The organism is Methylobacterium sp. J-078, assembly GCF_022829285.1.
Classification (GTDB): domain Bacteria; phylum Pseudomonadota; class Alphaproteobacteria; order Rhizobiales; family Beijerinckiaceae; genus Methylobacterium.
Window position 1 is genome coordinate 142,058 of sequence record NZ_JAKSYI010000049.1, and the last position, 16,945, is coordinate 159,002.

General features: G+C 66.2%; 16 protein-coding genes and 1 pseudogene. 11 read left to right on the forward strand and 6 right to left on the reverse strand.

Annotation, left to right across the window (positions count from 1 at the left end; genetic code table 11):
- Positions 1 to 112: 112 nt before the first annotated feature.
- The gene (locus tag MKK58_RS05435) at positions 113 to 1,039 is read right to left on the reverse strand and encodes a DUF6602 domain-containing protein (protein WP_243911132.1); all 927 of its coding nucleotides are present in this window, start codon (positions 1,037 to 1,039) and stop codon (positions 113 to 115) included.
- Between the two features lie 793 nt (positions 1,040 to 1,832).
- Between MKK58_RS05435 and MKK58_RS05440 the strand changes: the two are divergent.
- From MKK58_RS05440 to MKK58_RS05470, 7 genes and pseudogenes are all read left to right on the forward strand, one after another.
- Positions 1,833 to 2,510: pseudogene (locus tag MKK58_RS05440) on the forward strand (2,3-bisphosphoglycerate-dependent phosphoglycerate mutase).
- A 183-nt stretch (positions 2,511 to 2,693) separates the two neighbouring features.
- Positions 2,694 to 3,755: a YeiH family protein gene (locus MKK58_RS05445; protein WP_056160256.1), complete on the forward strand. Its 1,062-nt coding sequence runs from the start codon at positions 2,694 to 2,696 to the stop codon at positions 3,753 to 3,755.
- 101 nt (positions 3,756 to 3,856) lie between these two features.
- The gene (locus tag MKK58_RS05450) at positions 3,857 to 4,996 is read left to right on the forward strand and encodes an adenylate/guanylate cyclase domain-containing protein (protein WP_056217688.1); all 1,140 of its coding nucleotides are present in this window, start codon (positions 3,857 to 3,859) and stop codon (positions 4,994 to 4,996) included.
- A 196-nt stretch (positions 4,997 to 5,192) separates the two neighbouring features.
- Complete coding sequence (locus MKK58_RS05455) at positions 5,193 to 6,416, forward strand: molybdopterin-dependent oxidoreductase (protein WP_056217685.1); 1,224 nt, start codon at positions 5,193 to 5,195, stop codon at positions 6,414 to 6,416.
- A gap of 11 nt (positions 6,417 to 6,427) precedes the next feature.
- Entirely contained in the window at positions 6,428 to 6,766 is a 339-nt protein-coding gene (locus MKK58_RS05460) for a c-type cytochrome (protein WP_056160265.1), read from the forward strand.
- 184 nt (positions 6,767 to 6,950) lie between these two features.
- Positions 6,951 to 7,934 carry a beta-propeller fold lactonase family protein gene (locus MKK58_RS05465; RefSeq protein WP_056160267.1) on the forward strand — a complete coding sequence of 328 codons (984 nt, stop codon included), beginning with the start codon at positions 6,951 to 6,953 and terminating at the stop codon, positions 7,932 to 7,934.
- A 78-nt stretch (positions 7,935 to 8,012) separates the two neighbouring features.
- The gene (locus tag MKK58_RS05470) at positions 8,013 to 9,098 is read left to right on the forward strand and encodes a sulfite oxidase (RefSeq protein WP_056160270.1); all 1,086 of its coding nucleotides are present in this window, start codon (positions 8,013 to 8,015) and stop codon (positions 9,096 to 9,098) included.
- Positions 9,099 to 9,101: 3 nt separating this feature from the next.
- Here MKK58_RS05470 and MKK58_RS05475 read toward each other — a convergent pair whose 3' ends face one another.
- Genes MKK58_RS05475 through MKK58_RS05495 form a run of 5 tightly spaced genes read right to left on the reverse strand, consistent with a single transcriptional unit; the run spans position 9,102 to position 12,069 of the window.
- Complete coding sequence (locus MKK58_RS05475) at positions 9,102 to 9,473, reverse strand: YidH family protein (RefSeq protein ID WP_056160273.1); 372 nt, start codon at positions 9,471 to 9,473, stop codon at positions 9,102 to 9,104.
- Positions 9,470 to 10,360 (reverse strand): LysR family transcriptional regulator, encoded by an 891-nt coding sequence (locus tag MKK58_RS05480; protein WP_056217684.1) that lies wholly within the window; start codon positions 10,358 to 10,360, stop codon positions 9,470 to 9,472. The genes MKK58_RS05475 and MKK58_RS05480 overlap by 4 nt, the downstream gene beginning before the upstream one ends.
- Positions 10,357 to 11,166, reverse strand: a complete 810-nt coding sequence (locus MKK58_RS05485; RefSeq protein ID WP_243911133.1) for an anti-sigma factor family protein — start codon at positions 11,164 to 11,166, stop codon at positions 10,357 to 10,359. The genes MKK58_RS05480 and MKK58_RS05485 overlap by 4 nt, the downstream gene beginning before the upstream one ends.
- On the reverse strand, positions 11,163 to 11,672 hold the full coding sequence (locus MKK58_RS05490) for an RNA polymerase sigma factor (protein WP_056217681.1): 510 nt from the start codon (positions 11,670 to 11,672) through the stop codon (positions 11,163 to 11,165). The genes MKK58_RS05485 and MKK58_RS05490 overlap by 4 nt, the downstream gene beginning before the upstream one ends.
- 13 nt (positions 11,673 to 11,685) lie before the next feature.
- Positions 11,686 to 12,069, reverse strand: coding sequence for a hypothetical protein (locus MKK58_RS05495; protein ID WP_056160287.1), 384 nt, complete (start codon positions 12,067 to 12,069; stop codon positions 11,686 to 11,688).
- Positions 12,070 to 12,251: 182 nt separating this feature from the next.
- Here MKK58_RS05495 and MKK58_RS05500 point away from each other — a divergent pair, with 182 nt between their 5' ends.
- From MKK58_RS05500 to MKK58_RS05515, 4 genes are all read left to right on the forward strand, one after another.
- Positions 12,252 to 12,707, forward strand: coding sequence for a DUF305 domain-containing protein (locus tag MKK58_RS05500; protein WP_056160290.1), 456 nt, complete (start codon positions 12,252 to 12,254; stop codon positions 12,705 to 12,707).
- Positions 12,704 to 14,140, forward strand: coding sequence for a YncE family protein (locus tag MKK58_RS05505; protein ID WP_056217678.1), 1,437 nt, complete (start codon positions 12,704 to 12,706; stop codon positions 14,138 to 14,140). Before MKK58_RS05500 ends, MKK58_RS05505 begins: the two co-directional genes overlap by 4 nt.
- A gap of 356 nt (positions 14,141 to 14,496) precedes the next feature.
- Complete coding sequence (locus MKK58_RS05510; protein ID WP_243911134.1) at positions 14,497 to 15,483, forward strand: nucleoid-associated protein; 987 nt, start codon at positions 14,497 to 14,499, stop codon at positions 15,481 to 15,483.
- Positions 15,480 to 16,892, forward strand: coding sequence for a hypothetical protein (locus MKK58_RS05515; RefSeq protein ID WP_243911135.1), 1,413 nt, complete (start codon positions 15,480 to 15,482; stop codon positions 16,890 to 16,892). The genes MKK58_RS05510 and MKK58_RS05515 overlap by 4 nt, the downstream gene beginning before the upstream one ends.
- Positions 16,893 to 16,945 lie beyond the last annotated feature (53 nt).

Here is a 16,945-nt window from a genome sequence, read left to right on the forward strand (position 1 = left end):
ATGACAGCCAGGCCCATTATTTTCAACAAGTATACACGTTTGTATACGACAATGCGTGATCATTAACGGATTAATACAGGGCTCTTGAAAATTTCTGTATATCCATTGTGCCTTACTGATCCTCATATCCCCTAGAGTTTAAGTCAAAATGATGCGACCAAATCTTTACAGTCGCGTCATTTGCTGAGAATAGACCGTGCGCATCTGGCATACGACCCGTCAGTTTTACGTTTACTTGGTTCGTGTAAAAAGTTGTAAAAAACTGGAGTGGGTAGGCAGGCGAAGTTTCAGTGGTGCCGATATAATTAAGAAATGATGTCGAAGCGTCGTGGTGGGGCGCACTCTCAAAAAGGTCGTGGGGCGACAGAGACATGAAGAGAGATCCGGGCACACAAATCGCCTGCGGCAATTGATCTATATGCTCAATTTGCAATTGTCTTTGAAGTTCGTCGTTATCGAACGCATGATAGACGTTTCGCCAGTCAAAATTTAAACTATATGCAAATATTCCTTTGAATACCCCCGCGCCGTTTGGGCCCATGATATTTGAAAGGGAAATAATATTTCTCAAAGCTTCGACAAAGGTTCCTCCCCATCTGTAGCCGCCACCATCGTACTCACTTAGCGGGTACTGTTCATTTACTTTTCCTGTCGGCGACTTTTCGTGATAAAATGAGAGACTACTTTTTACCTCCACAGCAGCATAAATAGCTTCCGGCTCGACAATTACGAAATCGTCCGTCTGAAGTAGGGCTTGTCTTCTGTTTGAGTCAAATATCAAGCAATCGATCTGCTTGCTCTGGCTATCCGAAATACGTCCAGTTTCCGGCGCCCATGTACTTACGAAGCCAGACTCGACCGAAAGCTGTTTAGGTGTAAATTCTTTGAGGAATTGTCTTAGCCGACGCTCGCGGAATGATCCGAGCGAAGTTGGGTGATCTGTAAAAAGCGTAATTTTTTCGAAGTCGAGCATTAATCTTTCTTGCTCGATTTCGTAGAACCGTTTGATCTGTCCAGCCTTGGCAATCTTGCTCGTCACATCGAAACCATCAGTTGCGCCTAAATCAGGCGTTACAGAGCACCTAGGTGCCCCAGACTGAAGCACATACAGCGAAGCTAGCAGTGCGTCGTGGAGTTGTCATTCGGCGCTGCGAGCAGCGTGGTACCGATGAAGATAACGTCGAGTGAGAAGGCCATGCCCCGCGCGATGTTGGGGGGGGCGGCACAGGTATTGAGCGGATCATGCAGTTTCACGACCGTGATGCCTATTCCCTGTGTGGTATCAGGGTAGTGTATCGTTCGCCGACTGCGGTTTGGCTACGGTCGTGAAACGGGGCTGCACGGGATAGCACCGGATGGTCTTTGAAATCGTCGGACGCAATAGAACCGCGTCGTTGCACAGTTAAATGCGCACCCTCGCACCCCCGAAACGCGTGGGATAGGGCCGGAAATTTCCCTTGGCTCATTGATGTTTAGGGCGTTTTCCGAAACGTCCGGTCATCCCGCGGTCGCGAATTCCAACTTCCGACATCCCGGTGCGAAAGCAGACTAGCCCCGGTCACACCATTGGAGAACGGTGATCATCGCATCGCCAATGACCGTCCTTGATGGTCGTGCAGCCGATAGGTGATGGCACTTCAACGTCGAGTGGTCCAAATCCAGCGGATGAGACCCGCCACGAACGTCCGTGATGGGTGGGAAGCAGCTTGGCTGCTTTCAGTCGCAAGACGTTCATAAGCGGACCTAGGATGACCCGCCGTCTCCGGATGGACGGTCCAACCCATCGCAGGGTCGAAGTTCGTTAAAGTCGGATGCCGACATCATCAGAGGCGATGCGACCAGCACGAAAGTGCTCTGCCTCGGGAGACAGGGTGATTCACGATTGCAAAGCCCCGGTCACGCGACATCTCGTGCTGGTCCGGCATGGCTAGAGCGTAGCCAACCGATCCGGCCTGTTCACGGGATTGCTGGACTCGCCCTTGACCGAGCAGGGCCGGAGGGAAGCCGAGGCAGCCGGCCGGCGTTTGGCAGAGTGCAACTGGCGCTTTTCCGCTGCCTTCACCTCGACGCTAACGCGGGCCGTCGTGAGCGGCCGGCTTATCCTCGATGCGCTCGGGCAACCCGGATTGGTCCCCCAAAGCTTCGCCGCGCTCGACGAGCGAGACTACGGGGACCTCAGCGGGCTCGACAAGATCGCCGCCGATGCGCGCTGGGGGGCGGAGCGGATCGAGACCTGGCGCCGCTCCTACGCAGAGGCGCCGCCGAACGGTGAGAGCCTGCGCGATACCGTCTCCCGTATCGTGCCATGCTACCTCCGAACCATCCAGCCGGCGGTCATGGGCGGAGACGTGCTCGTCGTCGCCTACGGCAATTGCCTGCGGGCCCTTGTGATGGCGCTCGAAGACCTCAGCCCGGCGGAGGTCGAGCACCTCGAACTCGCGACGGGCTCCGTCAGGATCTATGAGCTTGCCGCGGACACGACGATCAAGGCCCACTGGATCGACGGGTGAATCCGCCTGTCGGCCTCTCACAATGGGTCTCCGTGATCTGCGAAGGGGCACTTATTTCATCTATTTCAGTGATGGGAAGCATCTAATCATTCCGTTGGAGTGAATGAAAAGAACATGGGATTCTCCGGCATCACATCGGAGCCACCCATGTCCGCGCCCAGACTTTTCTCCCACGCTCGGTCAATGCGTGCCTTGGCCGGCACGAGAGCCATCCTTCCGGGACTGGGTCTCTGTATGGCGGTCACCGCCGCAGCGGTCGGCTTCGAGGCCGTCGAGGCGCATCTGTTCGGTCGCGCCTGGCTCGAAGCCCTGGTGCTGGCGATCCTGCTCGGGAGCGCGATCCGCACCGCCTGGACCCCGTCGCAACGTTTCTTTCCCGGCATCGCCTTCGGGGCCAAGACCGTACTGGAGATCGCGGTCGTTCTACTCGGGGCCTCGCTCAGCCTCACGACGATCCTCGCCGCCGGTCCGGGTCTGCTTTTCGGCATCGCGGGCGTCGTCGTGGTCGCGATCCTGTCGAGTTACGGCATCGGCCGAGCGCTCGGGCTGCATCCGCGCATGGCGATCCTCGTGGCCTGCGGGAACTCGATCTGCGGCAACTCGGCGATCGCCGCCACGGCACCGGTGATCGGCGCAGACGGCGAGGACGTCGCCGCCTCCATTGCCTTCACTGCGGTGCTAGGCGTGCTGGTGGTGCTCGGCCTGCCGCTGCTGGTGCCGCTGCTCGGCCTGTCGCCGATGCAGTACGGCGTGCTCGCCGGCCTTACCGTCTACGCCGTGCCGCAGGTGCTCGCCGCCACCGCGCCGGTCGCGGCGCTCAGCGTCCAGGTCGGAACCCTGGTGAAGCTCGTCCGGGTGCTGATGCTAGGCCCGATCGTCCTGGTGCTCTCGCTCGGCGCGAGCCGGCTGCGCGAGGAGACCGACGAGGCCGCCCCCGGCGTCACCGCGGGCGACCGCCCGGCCCGCGGCGGCCTCGCGATCCACCGCCTGGTGCCGTGGTTCATCCTCGCCTTCCTTGCGCTCGCGGGCCTTCGCTCGACGGGCCTGATCCCGCCGGTTGCGCTCGCGCCGATGTCGGAGACCGCCAACGTGCTGACCGTGGTCTCGATGGCGGCGCTCGGCCTCGGGGTCGACGTGCGCAGCGTCGCCAAGGCCGGGGCGCGGGTGACCCTCGCGGTGGTCGCCTCGCTCCTCGCCCTCGGCGCCGTCAGCCTCGGCCTGATCCGCGTGCTCGGCCTCGTCTGATCCGCGCTATGGCATCGATCCAACTCCTTGATGAAAGAACTGCCGTGACACGTTCGTCCCAATCTTCGTCCGAGGCGGTCGCGCAGGGGACGGGATGGTTGATGGGGCCGGGTCGCGAAGCGGCGGACGCGGCAGCCCTTCTCGACGGGTTCAGTGCGTGCCTCTCGGGGCTTGGCCTGCCACTGGCCCGCGCCACCACCCACGCGCCGACCCTGCATCCGTCGTTCCGCTGGGTAATGCGCGTCTGGCATCCAGGAGCGTCGAGCCTAGCCTTGCGTCGCCGCCACGGCATCGAGAGTACGCCGACGTTCCACGGCAACACCGTCGAGCGCGTAGTCGAGACCCGTACCCCGTTCCGATGCCGTCTCGACGGGGATGGGCCGCTGCCGTTTCCCGTGCTCGGCGAGCTTCGCACCGAGGGTCTAACCGACTACCTCATCGTGCCGCTGCGCGCCGCGCGTGGACGCATGGGCGCCGCCTCCTGGGCCACGGCGAGACCGGGCGGCTTCACGCCGATCGAGATCTGCACGTTGCTGGCGCTGGTCGAGCCGTTCTCGCTGCTGTTCGAGATCAAGGCGCTCGACGACATGCTAGGCGCGGTGCTGAGCGCCTATGTCGGACGCGACCCGGCGCGGCAAATCCTGACCGGCACGGTGCGGCGCGGCGACGTACGCTTGATGCGGGCCGCGATGATGCTGACCGACCTGCGCGGGTTCGGCGAACTGTCCGACCGGCAAAGCCCCGACCGTGTCGTGGCCGCCCTCAACCGGATGTTCGATGCCATCGTGCCGGCCGTCGAGGCGGAAGGCGGCGAGGTGCTGAAGTACATCGGCGACGGGCTACTGGCCGTGTTCGATGCCGATCGCGACGAGGCCGAGGCGCGCAGTGCCGCCTTGCGTGCCGCCGAGGCCGCGCTTGATGCGCTTGCGACCCTGCGCAACGGTGACAGGGCTGCCTTCGAGGTCGGCGTCGCACTTCATGTCGGGGAGGTCGCCTACGGCAATATCGGCGGCGGCGACCGGGTCGATTTCACGGCGATCGGCCGCGATCTCAACGTGCTCGCCCGCGTCGAGCGCCTGTGCAAGACCTACAACACGCCGCTGATCGCCACCGACACCTTCATCGACGGGTTGGCACATGCCCTTGAACCGCTCGGCACCGTCGCCTTGCGCGGTTTTTCCGAGCGTCACGCCCTGTTCGGGTGTCGCAGGACCGCGCCCGTCGGCGCGCCGGCGGCGTGACGCCGAGACGGCGTCCTTGATCGTCCCATTGGAGATCGAAACTTCTCAAATCATCGCGTTTGGAGATCATTCGTATCGCGAAAGACCGTTGGTGGGAATAAATCGTATCCCGTAGCATCTCCCTGGTCGCGAGGAATCGCCACGGGTCCGATGCCTTCGAACGCATCGACGCCGACATCCTTCAAGGGGAGAGACCATGCACGGACTGGACAGACCGATGAACCGCCGCCTCGTCCTGGGTGGCCTAGGGCTCGGAAGCCTCGGCGCCGCCATACCGGCCTGGGCGGCGGGCTCGGTGAAGCTTCCGCTGCCCGGCGGCCCGGACGAGCGGGCGCTGACCACGGCCTTTCCGGGCAAGGCCGAGATGATCCTCCAGCGCACTCATCCGCCGCTACTGGAGACGCCGTTCTCGGTGTTCGACGAGGGTGTATTCACCCCCAACGACCGCTTCTACGTCCGCTGGCACTGGGCCTCGATCCCGACCGAAGTCGATGCCGGCACCTTCCGGCTCAAGGTCCACGGCCATGTCGAGAAGGAGCTCTCGCTCTCGCTCGACGCCATCGCCGGCCTGCCGCGCTTCGAGATCGCCGCAGTGAACCAGTGCTCGGGCAATTCGCGCGGGTTGTTCGAGCCGCGGGTGACCGGCGCGCAATGGGCAAACGGTTCGATGGGCAACGCCCGCTGGACCGGCGTGCGCCTCAGGGACGTGCTCGAAAAGGCCGGGGTGAAGGCCGGTGCCGTGCAGGTGCGCTTCAACGGCCTCGACGAGCCGGTGGTCGACGACGCGCCCGACTTCAAGAAGTCGCTCGATCTCAAGCACGCCAACAATGGTGAGGTGATGATCGCCTACGCGATGAACGGCGAGCAATTGCCGCTGCTCAATGGTTTCCCGCTCCGGCTCGTGGTGCCGGGCTGGTACTCGACCTACTGGGTCAAGATGCTGTCCGACATCGAAGTGCTGGACAAGCCCGACGACGGGTACTGGATGAAGACCGCTTACCGCATTCCTGACGTGCCGGGCGCTAACATCAAGCCCGGTCAGACCGGCTTCAAGACGGTGCCGATCAACAGGATGGTGCCGCGCTCGTTCGTCACCAACCTGACCGATGGCGCCAAGGTGGCGGCCGGAACGCCGGTGGCGTTGCGCGGCATCGCCTTCGGCGGCGATTGCGGGGTGAAGGCGGTGGACTTCTCAGGCGACGGCGGCGCGACGTGGTTCCCGGCGCAGCTCGGCGCGGACGAAGGCCCCTACAGCTTCCGCCGCTTCGACGGCAGCTTGCCGGCATTGGCTGCCGGCAGCCACACGGTCAGGGTCCGCTGCACCAACACCAACGGCGTCGCGCAGCCCCTGGACCGGGTCTGGAACGGGGCCGGCTTCATGCAGAACGGCATCGAGGCCGTGTCCTTCCAGGCCGCTTGAGGAGAACAGCCATGAACCCGATCCGCCCTGCGGCCCTCATCGCCGCCCTCATACTGTCTCCCCTGGTGGCGTTCGCCGCTTCGGCTCCCGAGCCGATGCGCTTCACCTCGCAATCGATCGAATTCCCGACTTCCGACCGGATCTTCCCGGACGGGCCGGGGGCCGAGGCGGTCAACAACAACTGCCTCGCCTGCCACTCGGCCGGGATGGTGCTGACCCAGCCCAAGCTCACGAAGGCGCAGTGGACCGAGACCGTGAACAAGATGGTTCACGTCTACAAGGCGCCGGTCGATCCGGCCGACGTGCAGACCATCGTCGACTACCTCACGGCGTTGAAGCCGACGCCCTGAACCCCCGAATCCCGAGGCCGCCGCGTTTTTTTCGCCGGCCTCGGGGAATAGACCGCGCCCTCCGGCATCTCCCCAGGGCGATGCACGGCCAAACCGGTCTCGCATCACGCAATCCGAATTAGAACCAGCCCTCACGGCAGGCCCCGGCCGCCGAACGAGCGCGCATGCCAGAGAGACACGCTTCATGACCCACGTCCGCACCAGCCTCCGCGCCCTCCTCGCCGGAGCCGCCTTGCTCCTCGCCCAGGGCCAGCCCGGGTCCGCCGCTGGCTTCGACGGCGCGATCAAGAACAACGCCCTGGCGCTGAACGCCGCTGGGACCGTCGCCGCTGTGTCGAACAGCGAGGAGAGCGCCGTCATCGTCTACGACGTCGCCAAGGGCACGGTGCTGCGCCGCCTCGACGGCTTCGTCACGCCGCGCAACATCGTTTTCGCGCCGGACGGCGCCCGCTTCTACGTCTCCGACAGTGGCACCGGCCGGATCACGGTCTATGAGACCGCCACCGGCAAGGAAGCCGGCGTTCTCGCCGCCGGCCCCGGCGCGTTCGGCACGGTGCTCTCGGCCGACGGGGCCAAGCTCTACGTCAACAACGAGGCCGCGAGCACGCTGACCGTGTTCGACACCAGGACCATGCTCGCCGAGGCCGTGATCCCCGGCTTCGCGCAGCCGCGCCAGGGCGTGAAGCTGTCGCCTGACGGCAAGACCGTGTTCGTCACGAACTTCCTTGGCGACAAGATCACGTTGGTCGATACCGCCACCAACAAGATCACCGGTGAGATCGCCGGGTTCGACAAGCTGCGCGCCATCTCGATCACCAAGGACGGCAAGACGCTTTTTGCCGCCAACAGCGGCCGTAATACCATCGGCGTGGTCGATGTCGCCGCCCATAAGGTCACCTCCGAAGTGGAAGTGGGCAAGGACCCCTACGGCGCCGCACTGACCCCGGACGGGCGCTTCGTCTATTCGGGCAACCTGAAGGACAACTCGCTCTCGGTGATCGACACCGGCACCCTCAAGGTCGTCGCCACGGTGACCGGCCTGAACGAGCCGCGCCAGGCGATCGCGTTCTCGGCCGACAACGCCCATGCCTACGTCCTCAACCGCGACCTCAGCGTCGCCGTAGTGGACCGGGCGAAGAACGCGGTGGTCTCGACGATGAAGCCCTGAGGCGACGCGCGCCGGGGGCCTTATCGCCCCCGGCGCGTTCTCGTCGTCGATACGTCACGAACGCAGGACAAAAACCCCATGCTCGGCCTGTTCCAGCGCAAGGACCGCCTCATCGTGCACGGCGAGGCGCCCTACAATGCCGAGCCGCCGCTCGATCGCCTGCGGGCGGCCTTCCTCACCGACCAGGCCGACTTCTACGTCCGCAGCCACGGCGACATCCCGGACCTCGACGCCGACGGCTACCGCCTGACTGTCGACGGGATGATCGCGACGCCCCTCGAATTGTCCGTCGCCGATCTGAAGGCACGCTTCGCGCACGTCACCGTCACGGCGGTGATGCAATGCGCCGGCAACCGCCGGGCCGACATGCTGGCGGTGGCCCCGGTCGCCGGCGACCCGTGGGCGGCCGGCGCCATCGGCAACGCGGAATGGACTGGGGTGCGGCTCGCCGACGTCCTGCACGCCGCCGGGATCGATGCGGGCAGTCCGCGCCACGTCGCCTTCGAGAGCCACGACCGTATCGCGGGGTCGGACATACGCTTCGGCGCCTCGATCCCGCTCGCCAAGGCGCTGGCGCCCGAGACGCTGCTCGCCTTCGCGATGAACGGCGAGCCTCTCGCCCCCGAGCACGGCTATCCGTTGCGCGTGGTGGTGCCGGGATTTGCCGGCATCCGCAGCCCGAAATGGCTCGCCCGCATCACGGTGCAGGACCACCCCTCCGACAACCCGATGCAGGCCGACGACTACAAGCTGTTTCCGCCCGACGTGACCGCCGAGACCGCGGACCCCGCCCACGGCATCACCATCGAGGCGATGCCGCTCAACAGCGCGATCTGCGAGCCCGCCCGCGGCGCAGCGTTGAAGCCCGGCCGGCACGCGATCCGCGGCTACGCCATCGCCAGCGATCGCGCGGTCGCCCGCGTCGACGTCTCGACGGATGGCGGCCGCAGCTGGGCGCAGGCCCGGATCGACCGCGATGCCGACGCGCCCTACGCCTGGACGTTCTGGGAGATCGACCGCGAGCTGACCGCGGGCGAGCACGAACTCGCGGTGCGGGCCTGGGACTCCGCCGGCCAGACCCAGCCGGCCGCGCCCGACGACACCTGGAACTACAAGGGCTACCTCAGCGCCGCCTGGCACCGGGTACGGGTCACTGTGGCCTGACCGTCACGCCCAGAGCAGGGCGGTGGCCGCAAGGCCCGAGATCGCGATCAGCAAGGCCACGATCCCGACGGTGAGGATGCGCGGCATCATCGGGATCTCGGCATCGGCGAGACGCGCCCGGATCGCCCGGTCCCGCCATGCGGCGCCGGCGAACGAGGCAAGCGCGCAGGCGATCAACGTGAGCGACAGCACCTTCAGCGGCCAGACCGCCAGCACCTCCCGCAGGAAGCGCTGCGCGGCCAGGCCGACGCCGAGGAAGGCGAGCCCGGTGCGAAGCCACGCCACGAACGTACGCTCGGCTGCCAGAACCGTCCGGTCCTCGGCGAGCCTCACCCGGGGATCGTCGGGGTGCACGGGTTTCGCAGGATCGCTCATCCGGCATCCGCCGTCGCGATCAGGTCGAGCAACGCGTCGGCGGCCCGGCTGCGGTAGCGCTCCTTGTGGCGCAGCACCCGGAACGGCCGGCTCGGCAGGGCGAACGCCGCCCGCACCAGGGTTCCGGTCCGAAGCGCGGCGGCGACCACGGTCTCGGACAGGACGGCGGCCCCGCCCCCGGCCTCGACGGCGGCGCGCACCGCCTCGTTAGAGGGCAGTTCGAGCGTGACCCGAAGCTGGGCGGCTGCGAGGCCGGCCGCACCCAGGGCCGCCTCGAAGGCCGAGCGGGTTCCCGATCCCGCCTCGCGCAGCACCCAGTCGGCCCCGGCGAGATTTTCGGGTTCGAGGTCGGTCGCCCCGGCGAAGGCATGGCCAGGGGCGACCACGAGGACCAGTTGGTCCTGCGCGATGGTGGTGCTCGCAAGCGTCGGGTCGTCGAGCGCCCCCTCGACGAAGCCGAGTTCGGCCTGCCCGGCGCGCACCGCGTCGGCGGCGTCGGTGGTGTTGCCCACCGCCAACCGGATAGCGATCTCAGGGTAGGCCCGGCGGAAGGCGACGAGGTGGCGAGGCAGCCAGTCGCTGGCGATGGTCTGGCTGGCGTAGAGCGCCAGCGTCCCGCGCCGCAGGCCGCTGAGGTCGGCGAGCACCAGTTCGGCGGCCTCGGCCCGGGCGAGCACGGCGCGGGCCTCGACGAGAAATATGCGCCCCGCCTCAGTCAGCTCGATCCCGCGGCCGACCCGGTGAAAGAGCTTGGTGGCGTGTCGCCCCTCGATGTTGGCGATCGCCGTGCTGACCGCCGACTGGACGAGGTTCAGCGCTTCGGCGGCCCGCGTCACGTGCTGTCGCTCGGCCACCGCCACAAAGATGCGGAGTTGGTCGAGGGTCATGGTTGCCGCTGCGGAACCGGCAGTCCACGGACTTGCGCGTCGACCGACTGCGCGACGATCAACAGCCGCGCCTCGTCGGTGCGACCCGTGACGACGTAGGACATGCCGCCATCGACCCAGGAGAAGGCGGCGATGTCGCCCTCGCGGGCGAAGCGGAACACCGTGCGGCCATCCGCATCGCCTACGCGGCTGTAGAGTGTCAGCCGGGTGCCGTGGTCGTCATCGTACATCAGCATCGCGGCGGATTCGGAACCCGCCGGCAGCAGCCGGCCGCCCATCAGGCGGAAGCCGTACGCCGTAAGGTCGGGGGTGGTCACCGCCCGGCCGAGGCGCTTCGAGAGCCACGTAACAAGGTGCGGCTTCTCGTCGGCGCGCACCTCCACCGGATGCACCGCCTCGACCACGTAGGTGCGGAAGGCCGCCACCGCGTCGTCGGTCGCTGGCTCGGTTCGCGCGAGCGTGACCGTGGGTACCTGCCGCGCGGCATGGCCGAACCAGCCGGCGGCGCCGCCGACCGCGAGGCAGAGCACGGTCGCAGCCGCGACCGGAAGCCAGCGGTAGGTTATCGGGCGATGTCGCGAGCGGATGTTGGCCACCCGGAGCCGCGCCGGAATCGCCTCCTCGGCGATCGGCGCGAGGCGGGCACGCAAGCGCTCGCGTAGGGCGCGATCCGCCGAGACCTCCGCCGCCCGCGCGGGGTTTCCCCTGAGCCATGCCTCGACCAGCGCCTGCCGCTCCGGTTCGAGACGACCGTCGATCAGGCCGTGGAGGTCGTCCTCGCCGACCGGGCGCGGATCCCCGCTCATTTCACCCTCCTCAAGAGTCCGGTCCGGCCAGTTTCCAGAAAACCGCGCATCCGCGTCCGGGCCCGGCTCAACCGCGACATCACCGTGCCGAGCGGTACCCCGAGCACCTGGGCCGCCTCGGCATAAGACAGATCCTCGACCGCGACGAGGAGCAGCACCGAGCGCTGCTCCTCGGGCAGGGTGTCGAGCCCGGTGAGCACGTCGCGTGCCCCCATAGCGGCCTCGGGGTCGGCACCCGGATCGGGCACCTGCTCCAAAGCCTCAGCGCCGACATCGATGCCGCGCCGGCCCCGGCGTCGAACAGTGCCAAGGAACAGGTTGCGCTCGATCGTGAACAGCCAGGCTCGCAGGTCGCCGTCGCGGCGACGTCCGGACCAGGCGGACAACGCCCGCTCCAAAGTGTCCTGGACGAGGTCGTCCGCCGCTTCGCGGTCCCGCAACAGTGCGACTGCGTAGCGCCGCAACGCTGGGATCTGCGGTTCGATGAGGGCGGCGATCTCGTCCACGAGGCTTTACCGATTAGGGCTTGGCGATGTGCCATGCACCGTTGAGGAATCCGTCGCCGGTGATGTCGCCGGGCTTCGTATCCTTGGCGAAGGTGTAGAGCGGCTTGCCCTTGTGGGCCCACTGCATCGTGCCGTCGTCCCGCGTCACCATCGTCCAGTCGCCACTAGCAGCCGAGCCGGAGGCGGCCATCAGTGCCGGCCAGTTGGCGGCGCAGGGGCCGTTGCACATCGACTTGCCGCCCATGTCCTTGTCGAAGGTGTAGAGGGTCATGCTCTTGGAATCGACGAGCGCCGGCCCCTTGGCAGTCTCGGCCGTTATCGCAGGCGCAGCGGCCTGGGCGGCGACGGCGGAGAAGGCGAAGGCCGCAAAGGCGGCGCGGATCAGCATGGTGCGCATGAGTGAGGTCTCCGGCGGTCTACCATGACCGCATCGGGAGAGATGCCGAACGGGCGCGTCTATTCCACTGACATTTGGAAAAGATCGATCACATCGGCAGGGCCACCAATTCGTCCCCGGCCAGGGAATAAAGCCGTTTCCCCGGCATCTCTCCCATCGACAACGAACGAGGAGGACGGCCCATGCGCGGAGCACTGGGATTTGCGCTCACGGCCGCCGTGATGGCCGGCGGCCTCGTCGGCGGCCGGATGATGATGCCCCCGACGCTGGCCGCCGCCGAGCCGCCGGCCATCGTCTCCGCGTCCTTCGACGCGATGATGGCGCAGTCGATGACGCGGATGCATGCCGACATGATGGTCCCGCCCTCGGGCGATCCGGACCGCGACTTCGCTGCGATGATGATCCCGCACCACGCGGGCGCGATCGCGATGGCCCAGGCAGAGCTGCTCTACGGCAAGGATCCGGTCCTGCGCCGCCTCGCGCAGGGGATCATCGTCGAACAGGGCCAGGAGATCGCGGTGATGCGCCGGGCGCTCGCCGATCTCCCTCCCGCGCCGGATTCGTCTGCCGCAGCCACCCACCTTCACCACCATGGCACGGCCCCTGCCGCCGAGATGCCTTCGGAGATCTGCCGATGAAGACCGCCCTCACCCTCCTCGCGCTCGCGATGCTCTCCGGCTCGGCTCTCGCCGGGCAGGCCCCGGGTGCAGCCTTTGCACCGGACGTGCCGGTCAGCGGCAGGGACCGGTTCTATACGTCGGACCAGTTCTCCAACACGGTCTCGGTGGTCGATCCCGCCGCCAACGTCCTGCTCGGCGTGATCCGGCTCGGCGACCCGACGCCGATGAACCTGAGCCCGCTCTATCGCGGCCAGCTCCTCGTCCACGGCATGGGCTTCTCGCCCGACCACAGGACGCTGCTCGCGGTCTCGATCGGCTCGAACTCCGTGAGCTTCATCGACACGGCGACCAACACGGTCCGCCACACCGCCTATGTCGGCCGCGCGCCGCACGAGGCCTTCTTCACGCCGGACGGCCGAGAGGTCTGGGTGAGCGTGCGCGGCGAGGACTACATCGCCGTGCTCGATGCCGCGACCGCCAAGGAGACGCGCCGAATCACCGTGCCGAACGGGCCCGGCATGACGATCTTCTCGCCGGACGGCGCCTACGGCTATGTCTGCTCCAGCTTCAGCCCCGAGACGGTGGTGATCGACACGAAGACCCACTCCATCGTCGGGCGCGTGAAGCAGGAGAGCCCGTTCTGCCCCGACATCGCCGCAACACCGGACGGCAAGCAGGTGTGGTTCACCCTCAAGGATGTCGGCCGGACCCAGGTGTTCTCTGCGACGCCGCCATTCGCGCCGCTGAAGACGATCGAGACCGGGCCGATCACCAACCACGTCAACATCGTCTCGACCAAGGCCGGCCAGTTCGCCTACGTGACGATCGGCGGCCTGAACCAGGTCAAGGTGTTTCGCACCGACGACTTCACCCAGGTCGCCACCATTCCGACCGGCGCCCTACCGCACGGGCTCTGGCCCTCGGGCGACGGCAGCCGCGTCTATGTCGGCCTGGAGAACGCCGACAAGGCGGCGGTGATCGACACCGCGTCGAACACGGTGATCGCCGAGGTGCCGATCGGGCAGGGTCCGCAGGGCGTCGCCTACGTCCCGAACGCCGTGCCGGAGGGCGACGGAATGCAAAACCTCCAAGCGCTGGGCGCAGCCGGCAAGACCAGCGCGCTGACGCTCGCGGGTACCGATGGCAAGCCGGCGACGCAGGTCACCCTGTTCGACCAGGGCGTGTTGCAGACGCTGCAGGCCGCGGTAACGGGACTGCCCTCGAAGATGCCGTTCGTGCTGGCGCTGGCCGCCGATCCGAAGGGGGCCGCAGGCCTGGAGCCGCTCGCCGCCTTCATGACCAACCCGGCCGGCGCGGCCATCGTCAACGCGATCGGCCCGATCCGCCAGATCACCCGCACGGATGCCGGCGCGAGCCGGCGCTACCTCGTGGTGGTCTCGGGCAAGCCCGGTGAACTCGGCGGCGTCGTCCAGATGCAGACTGTGGATTGAACGGGCGGCCTCACGAGCGCGGGAAGCGGGAATCCGAGAGCATGCGTTCGCAGCGCGCGTCCAGCTGCAACGTCTGCTTTCAAGGCCTCCATTGGCTTGCTTCTATGACCGAGTAGGGTCGGGAGGAGACCCAAAGCATGGGTTCCATCCGTCGGATTTTCACCACTAGCGAACGGGGCAAACGATCGCCCGAACCCTATGCATCATATCGATTGAACTACCCCCGTGAATGCAAGGTAGCCGATCAATAAAGCTCGGTAGTAGGTGGAAACCTTCCGTCGTCCTGCTATGATAGAACAAACAAGGAACTTGGCTGGCGGATAAAACGCCGGGCCGGATTGGGGGGTGGTTCGGGCATGCCGGTTCTGACGGTCGCGGAGAGGGAGGCGCTACGCGTCGAGAACTTCATCTTTCATGCCGTTCATCATGGACTGCCAGCCCCCACCCTATTCGACGAGGTGCCAATCGGGGATTTCGAACCGTTCTTCGTCGGGCGGGTGATCGATACCCTCAAGGGCAACCGCTTCGCCTTCGACGAGCGCTCGGCGACCCTTGAGGGGCTTCGGACCATCGACGCCGATCCGGCCGAGTTCGTGGCGGTGTCGAAGGCGCTCGCGACCGCCTTCCACGATGACGACGACCGGCACAAGCAGGGCATCCTCATCGTGCTGTCCTTGGTGACGAACGGCCGGCGGCTCTACTCGCTGATCAAGTACGACTATGGGGACCGCGTGCTGGGCGTCGTGGAACAGGATGCCGTCGCAATCCTGACCGCGGTGGCGAAACCGCTGACCGAGAACAAGAAATCCCTGCAGAAGTCGGCACTGATCGAGCTGAACGAGGCCGGTGGTGAACTGGTCGTCATCGACCACAGCATGCGGTCCGGCATCACCGTTTTCTTCCGGGATTTCCTCCAGGTCACCCGGATGCAGAGCGAGGCCGAGATGACGACGGCCTTGTCGAAATCCTTGCTGAGGACGATCCAGGCGCATGCTGGGGATCTCCCCGAGGACATCGCGACGGGCTGGCGGAAGAAGCTGGACGGCATCGCCCTGCGGCGCCCCGAGTTCGACGAGGACCAACTCTTCGCCGACCTGTTCGGGGCCCATGGAACGGAGGCGATCAGGGGGACCTACGTTGAGCAGCTGGCTGCCGTTCGCCTCGATGGGCAGTCCTTCAGGTTCGATCGGAATGCTCTGCCCGCCGCCGGTCCCCAGAAGTTCAGGACTTCGGAAGGCATTGAGATCACGGTTCCGGAAGCGGCGGCGGAGACGTTCGAGAAGGTGAAGGACGGGGACACCTACGTGATCACGATCCGGACCACCTCCATTGTGCAGAAATGACCGTCGCCTTCATCGAGGCCTTCACGACGCTCGCGGGCGAACTGACGGCCCACGTCGGAGCGTCGCCGTCGGAGAACGCGACGACCTGGCGCGTGACCGACACACGGTGCGCGGACGCGGACATGCTCGCTCGCCTGGCGTCCGTGTCGCGGCTTGCGACCGAGGGCGGGTTCGGTGCTCTGAAGGTCTATGGCAAGGTCTACGGCCAGCTCGACCCGGCTCAAACACCTTTCGACGACCTCGCGAACGACGTGCTCCAGGTCGTGCTGACCAAGGATCGGAGCGCCGAGTGGTGCTACTTCCTGACGGAGAAGGGATTTGGGGATTCCTTGAATGACGCCTTGGTCGCCGCCCCCGTCGCCATATGGGTCGGCGTGCCGTTCGAGGCGTTTGCATCGTTCACCGTCGCCGTATCGCCATGGGGCGGCACGCGGACCCCGCCCGCGAACGCCGAGGCCCCTGAGCGTCCCCTCAAGCTCGTGCGGGACCTGACGCAACGACGGACGCCCTCCGAGATCGGGCCATGGTTGCTGCGCGACGCCCCGCTCGGGGCCTCGGGCGTGTTCGCGACCTGGCTTGCCGCGGCGGTGGAGCGGCTACCCTACACGCTGCCGAACGAGATCCGGACCGTGGAGGGGGCCGAAATGGTGGTCCTGAAGGGACCGAGGTCGGCACCCATCCCGATCGGCCCGCACGGCGACCCGGAATGGCCGGCCAAGATCTTCGAGCCCCTCATCGAGGCGGCGACATGGGTGTACGCCTCGAAGCGCGAGGCCGAGGCCCGGTTCCAGTTCCTGAACAACCACTTGTCGATGGATTGGCGGGGAGGCATGCACTGGCCAGCCGGCCTGCTGCCCGCCCTGACGGCCAGCCTGACGAGCGCGAAGGAGGCCTATGCCTTCCACCTTCAGGACCAGAGCAAGGAGGCGTTGAAGACCCTCGGCGACCTGCGCAAGAGCCTGCAGGACGAGGTGGGGCGGGCGCAGTCCGCGACGCGGGACCTGCTCTCCTCGCTCTGGCGTGACCTCGCGCTCGCCGGCGTCGTCCTCGCGTTGAAGTCGCCGACCGCCCCGCAGATCGCGACGGCCGGGGTGTTGCGATGGGTAACGTTGGCGACAGCGGTCCTGCTACTCGTGAGCCTCGGCATCACCATGCTCTCGAACTGGCGGTTCAACGGCCTGGCCGACCAAGCCAGGAAGGAATGGCGCGTGAAGCTCTACGCCTTCGTCTCGAAGGCGGAATGGGCACGGCTGGTAGAACGACCCATCGCCAAGGGTCGGAGCGTCTACCGGATTGCGTTGCCTGTGGTCGCAGCGATGTACGTCGCGGCGGCGGGGTACCTGTTCGCGGTGGCGGAGCCGGACTTGGCCGCGACGTTGATCGAACGTCTCGGGAGCCTGTCCGGCTAGGCCATTCCCGGAAGGGGGACATCATCGTGGCATGGTCGCCGGACGTCATCTTC

Coding starts and splice junctions, on each gene's coding strand:
- MKK58_RS05510 (WP_243911134.1), top strand. CDS start 14,497: ATGCCGGTTCTGACGGTCGCGGAGAGGGAGGCGCTACGCGTCGAGAAC.
- MKK58_RS05495 (WP_056160287.1), bottom strand. CDS start 12,069: ATGCGCACCATGCTGATCCGCGCCGCCTTTGCGGCCTTCGCCTTCTCC.
- MKK58_RS05505 (WP_056217678.1), top strand. CDS start 12,704: ATGAAGACCGCCCTCACCCTCCTCGCGCTCGCGATGCTCTCCGGCTCG.
- MKK58_RS05460 (WP_056160265.1), top strand. CDS start 6,428: ATGAACCCGATCCGCCCTGCGGCCCTCATCGCCGCCCTCATACTGTCT.
- MKK58_RS05500 (WP_056160290.1), top strand. CDS start 12,252: ATGCGCGGAGCACTGGGATTTGCGCTCACGGCCGCCGTGATGGCCGGC.
- MKK58_RS05455 (WP_056217685.1), top strand. CDS start 5,193: ATGCACGGACTGGACAGACCGATGAACCGCCGCCTCGTCCTGGGTGGC.
- MKK58_RS05480 (WP_056217684.1), bottom strand. CDS start 10,360: ATGACCCTCGACCAACTCCGCATCTTTGTGGCGGTGGCCGAGCGACAG.
- MKK58_RS05450 (WP_056217688.1), top strand. CDS start 3,857: ATGGGGCCGGGTCGCGAAGCGGCGGACGCGGCAGCCCTTCTCGACGGG.
- MKK58_RS05470 (WP_056160270.1), top strand. CDS start 8,013: ATGCTCGGCCTGTTCCAGCGCAAGGACCGCCTCATCGTGCACGGCGAG.
- MKK58_RS05445 (WP_056160256.1), top strand. CDS start 2,694: ATGCGTGCCTTGGCCGGCACGAGAGCCATCCTTCCGGGACTGGGTCTC.
- MKK58_RS05515 (WP_243911135.1), top strand. CDS start 15,480: ATGACCGTCGCCTTCATCGAGGCCTTCACGACGCTCGCGGGCGAACTG.
- MKK58_RS05485 (WP_243911133.1), bottom strand. CDS start 11,166: ATGAGCGGGGATCCGCGCCCGGTCGGCGAGGACGACCTCCACGGCCTG.
- MKK58_RS05465 (WP_056160267.1), top strand. CDS start 6,951: ATGACCCACGTCCGCACCAGCCTCCGCGCCCTCCTCGCCGGAGCCGCC.
- MKK58_RS05475 (WP_056160273.1), bottom strand. CDS start 9,473: ATGAGCGATCCTGCGAAACCCGTGCACCCCGACGATCCCCGGGTGAGG.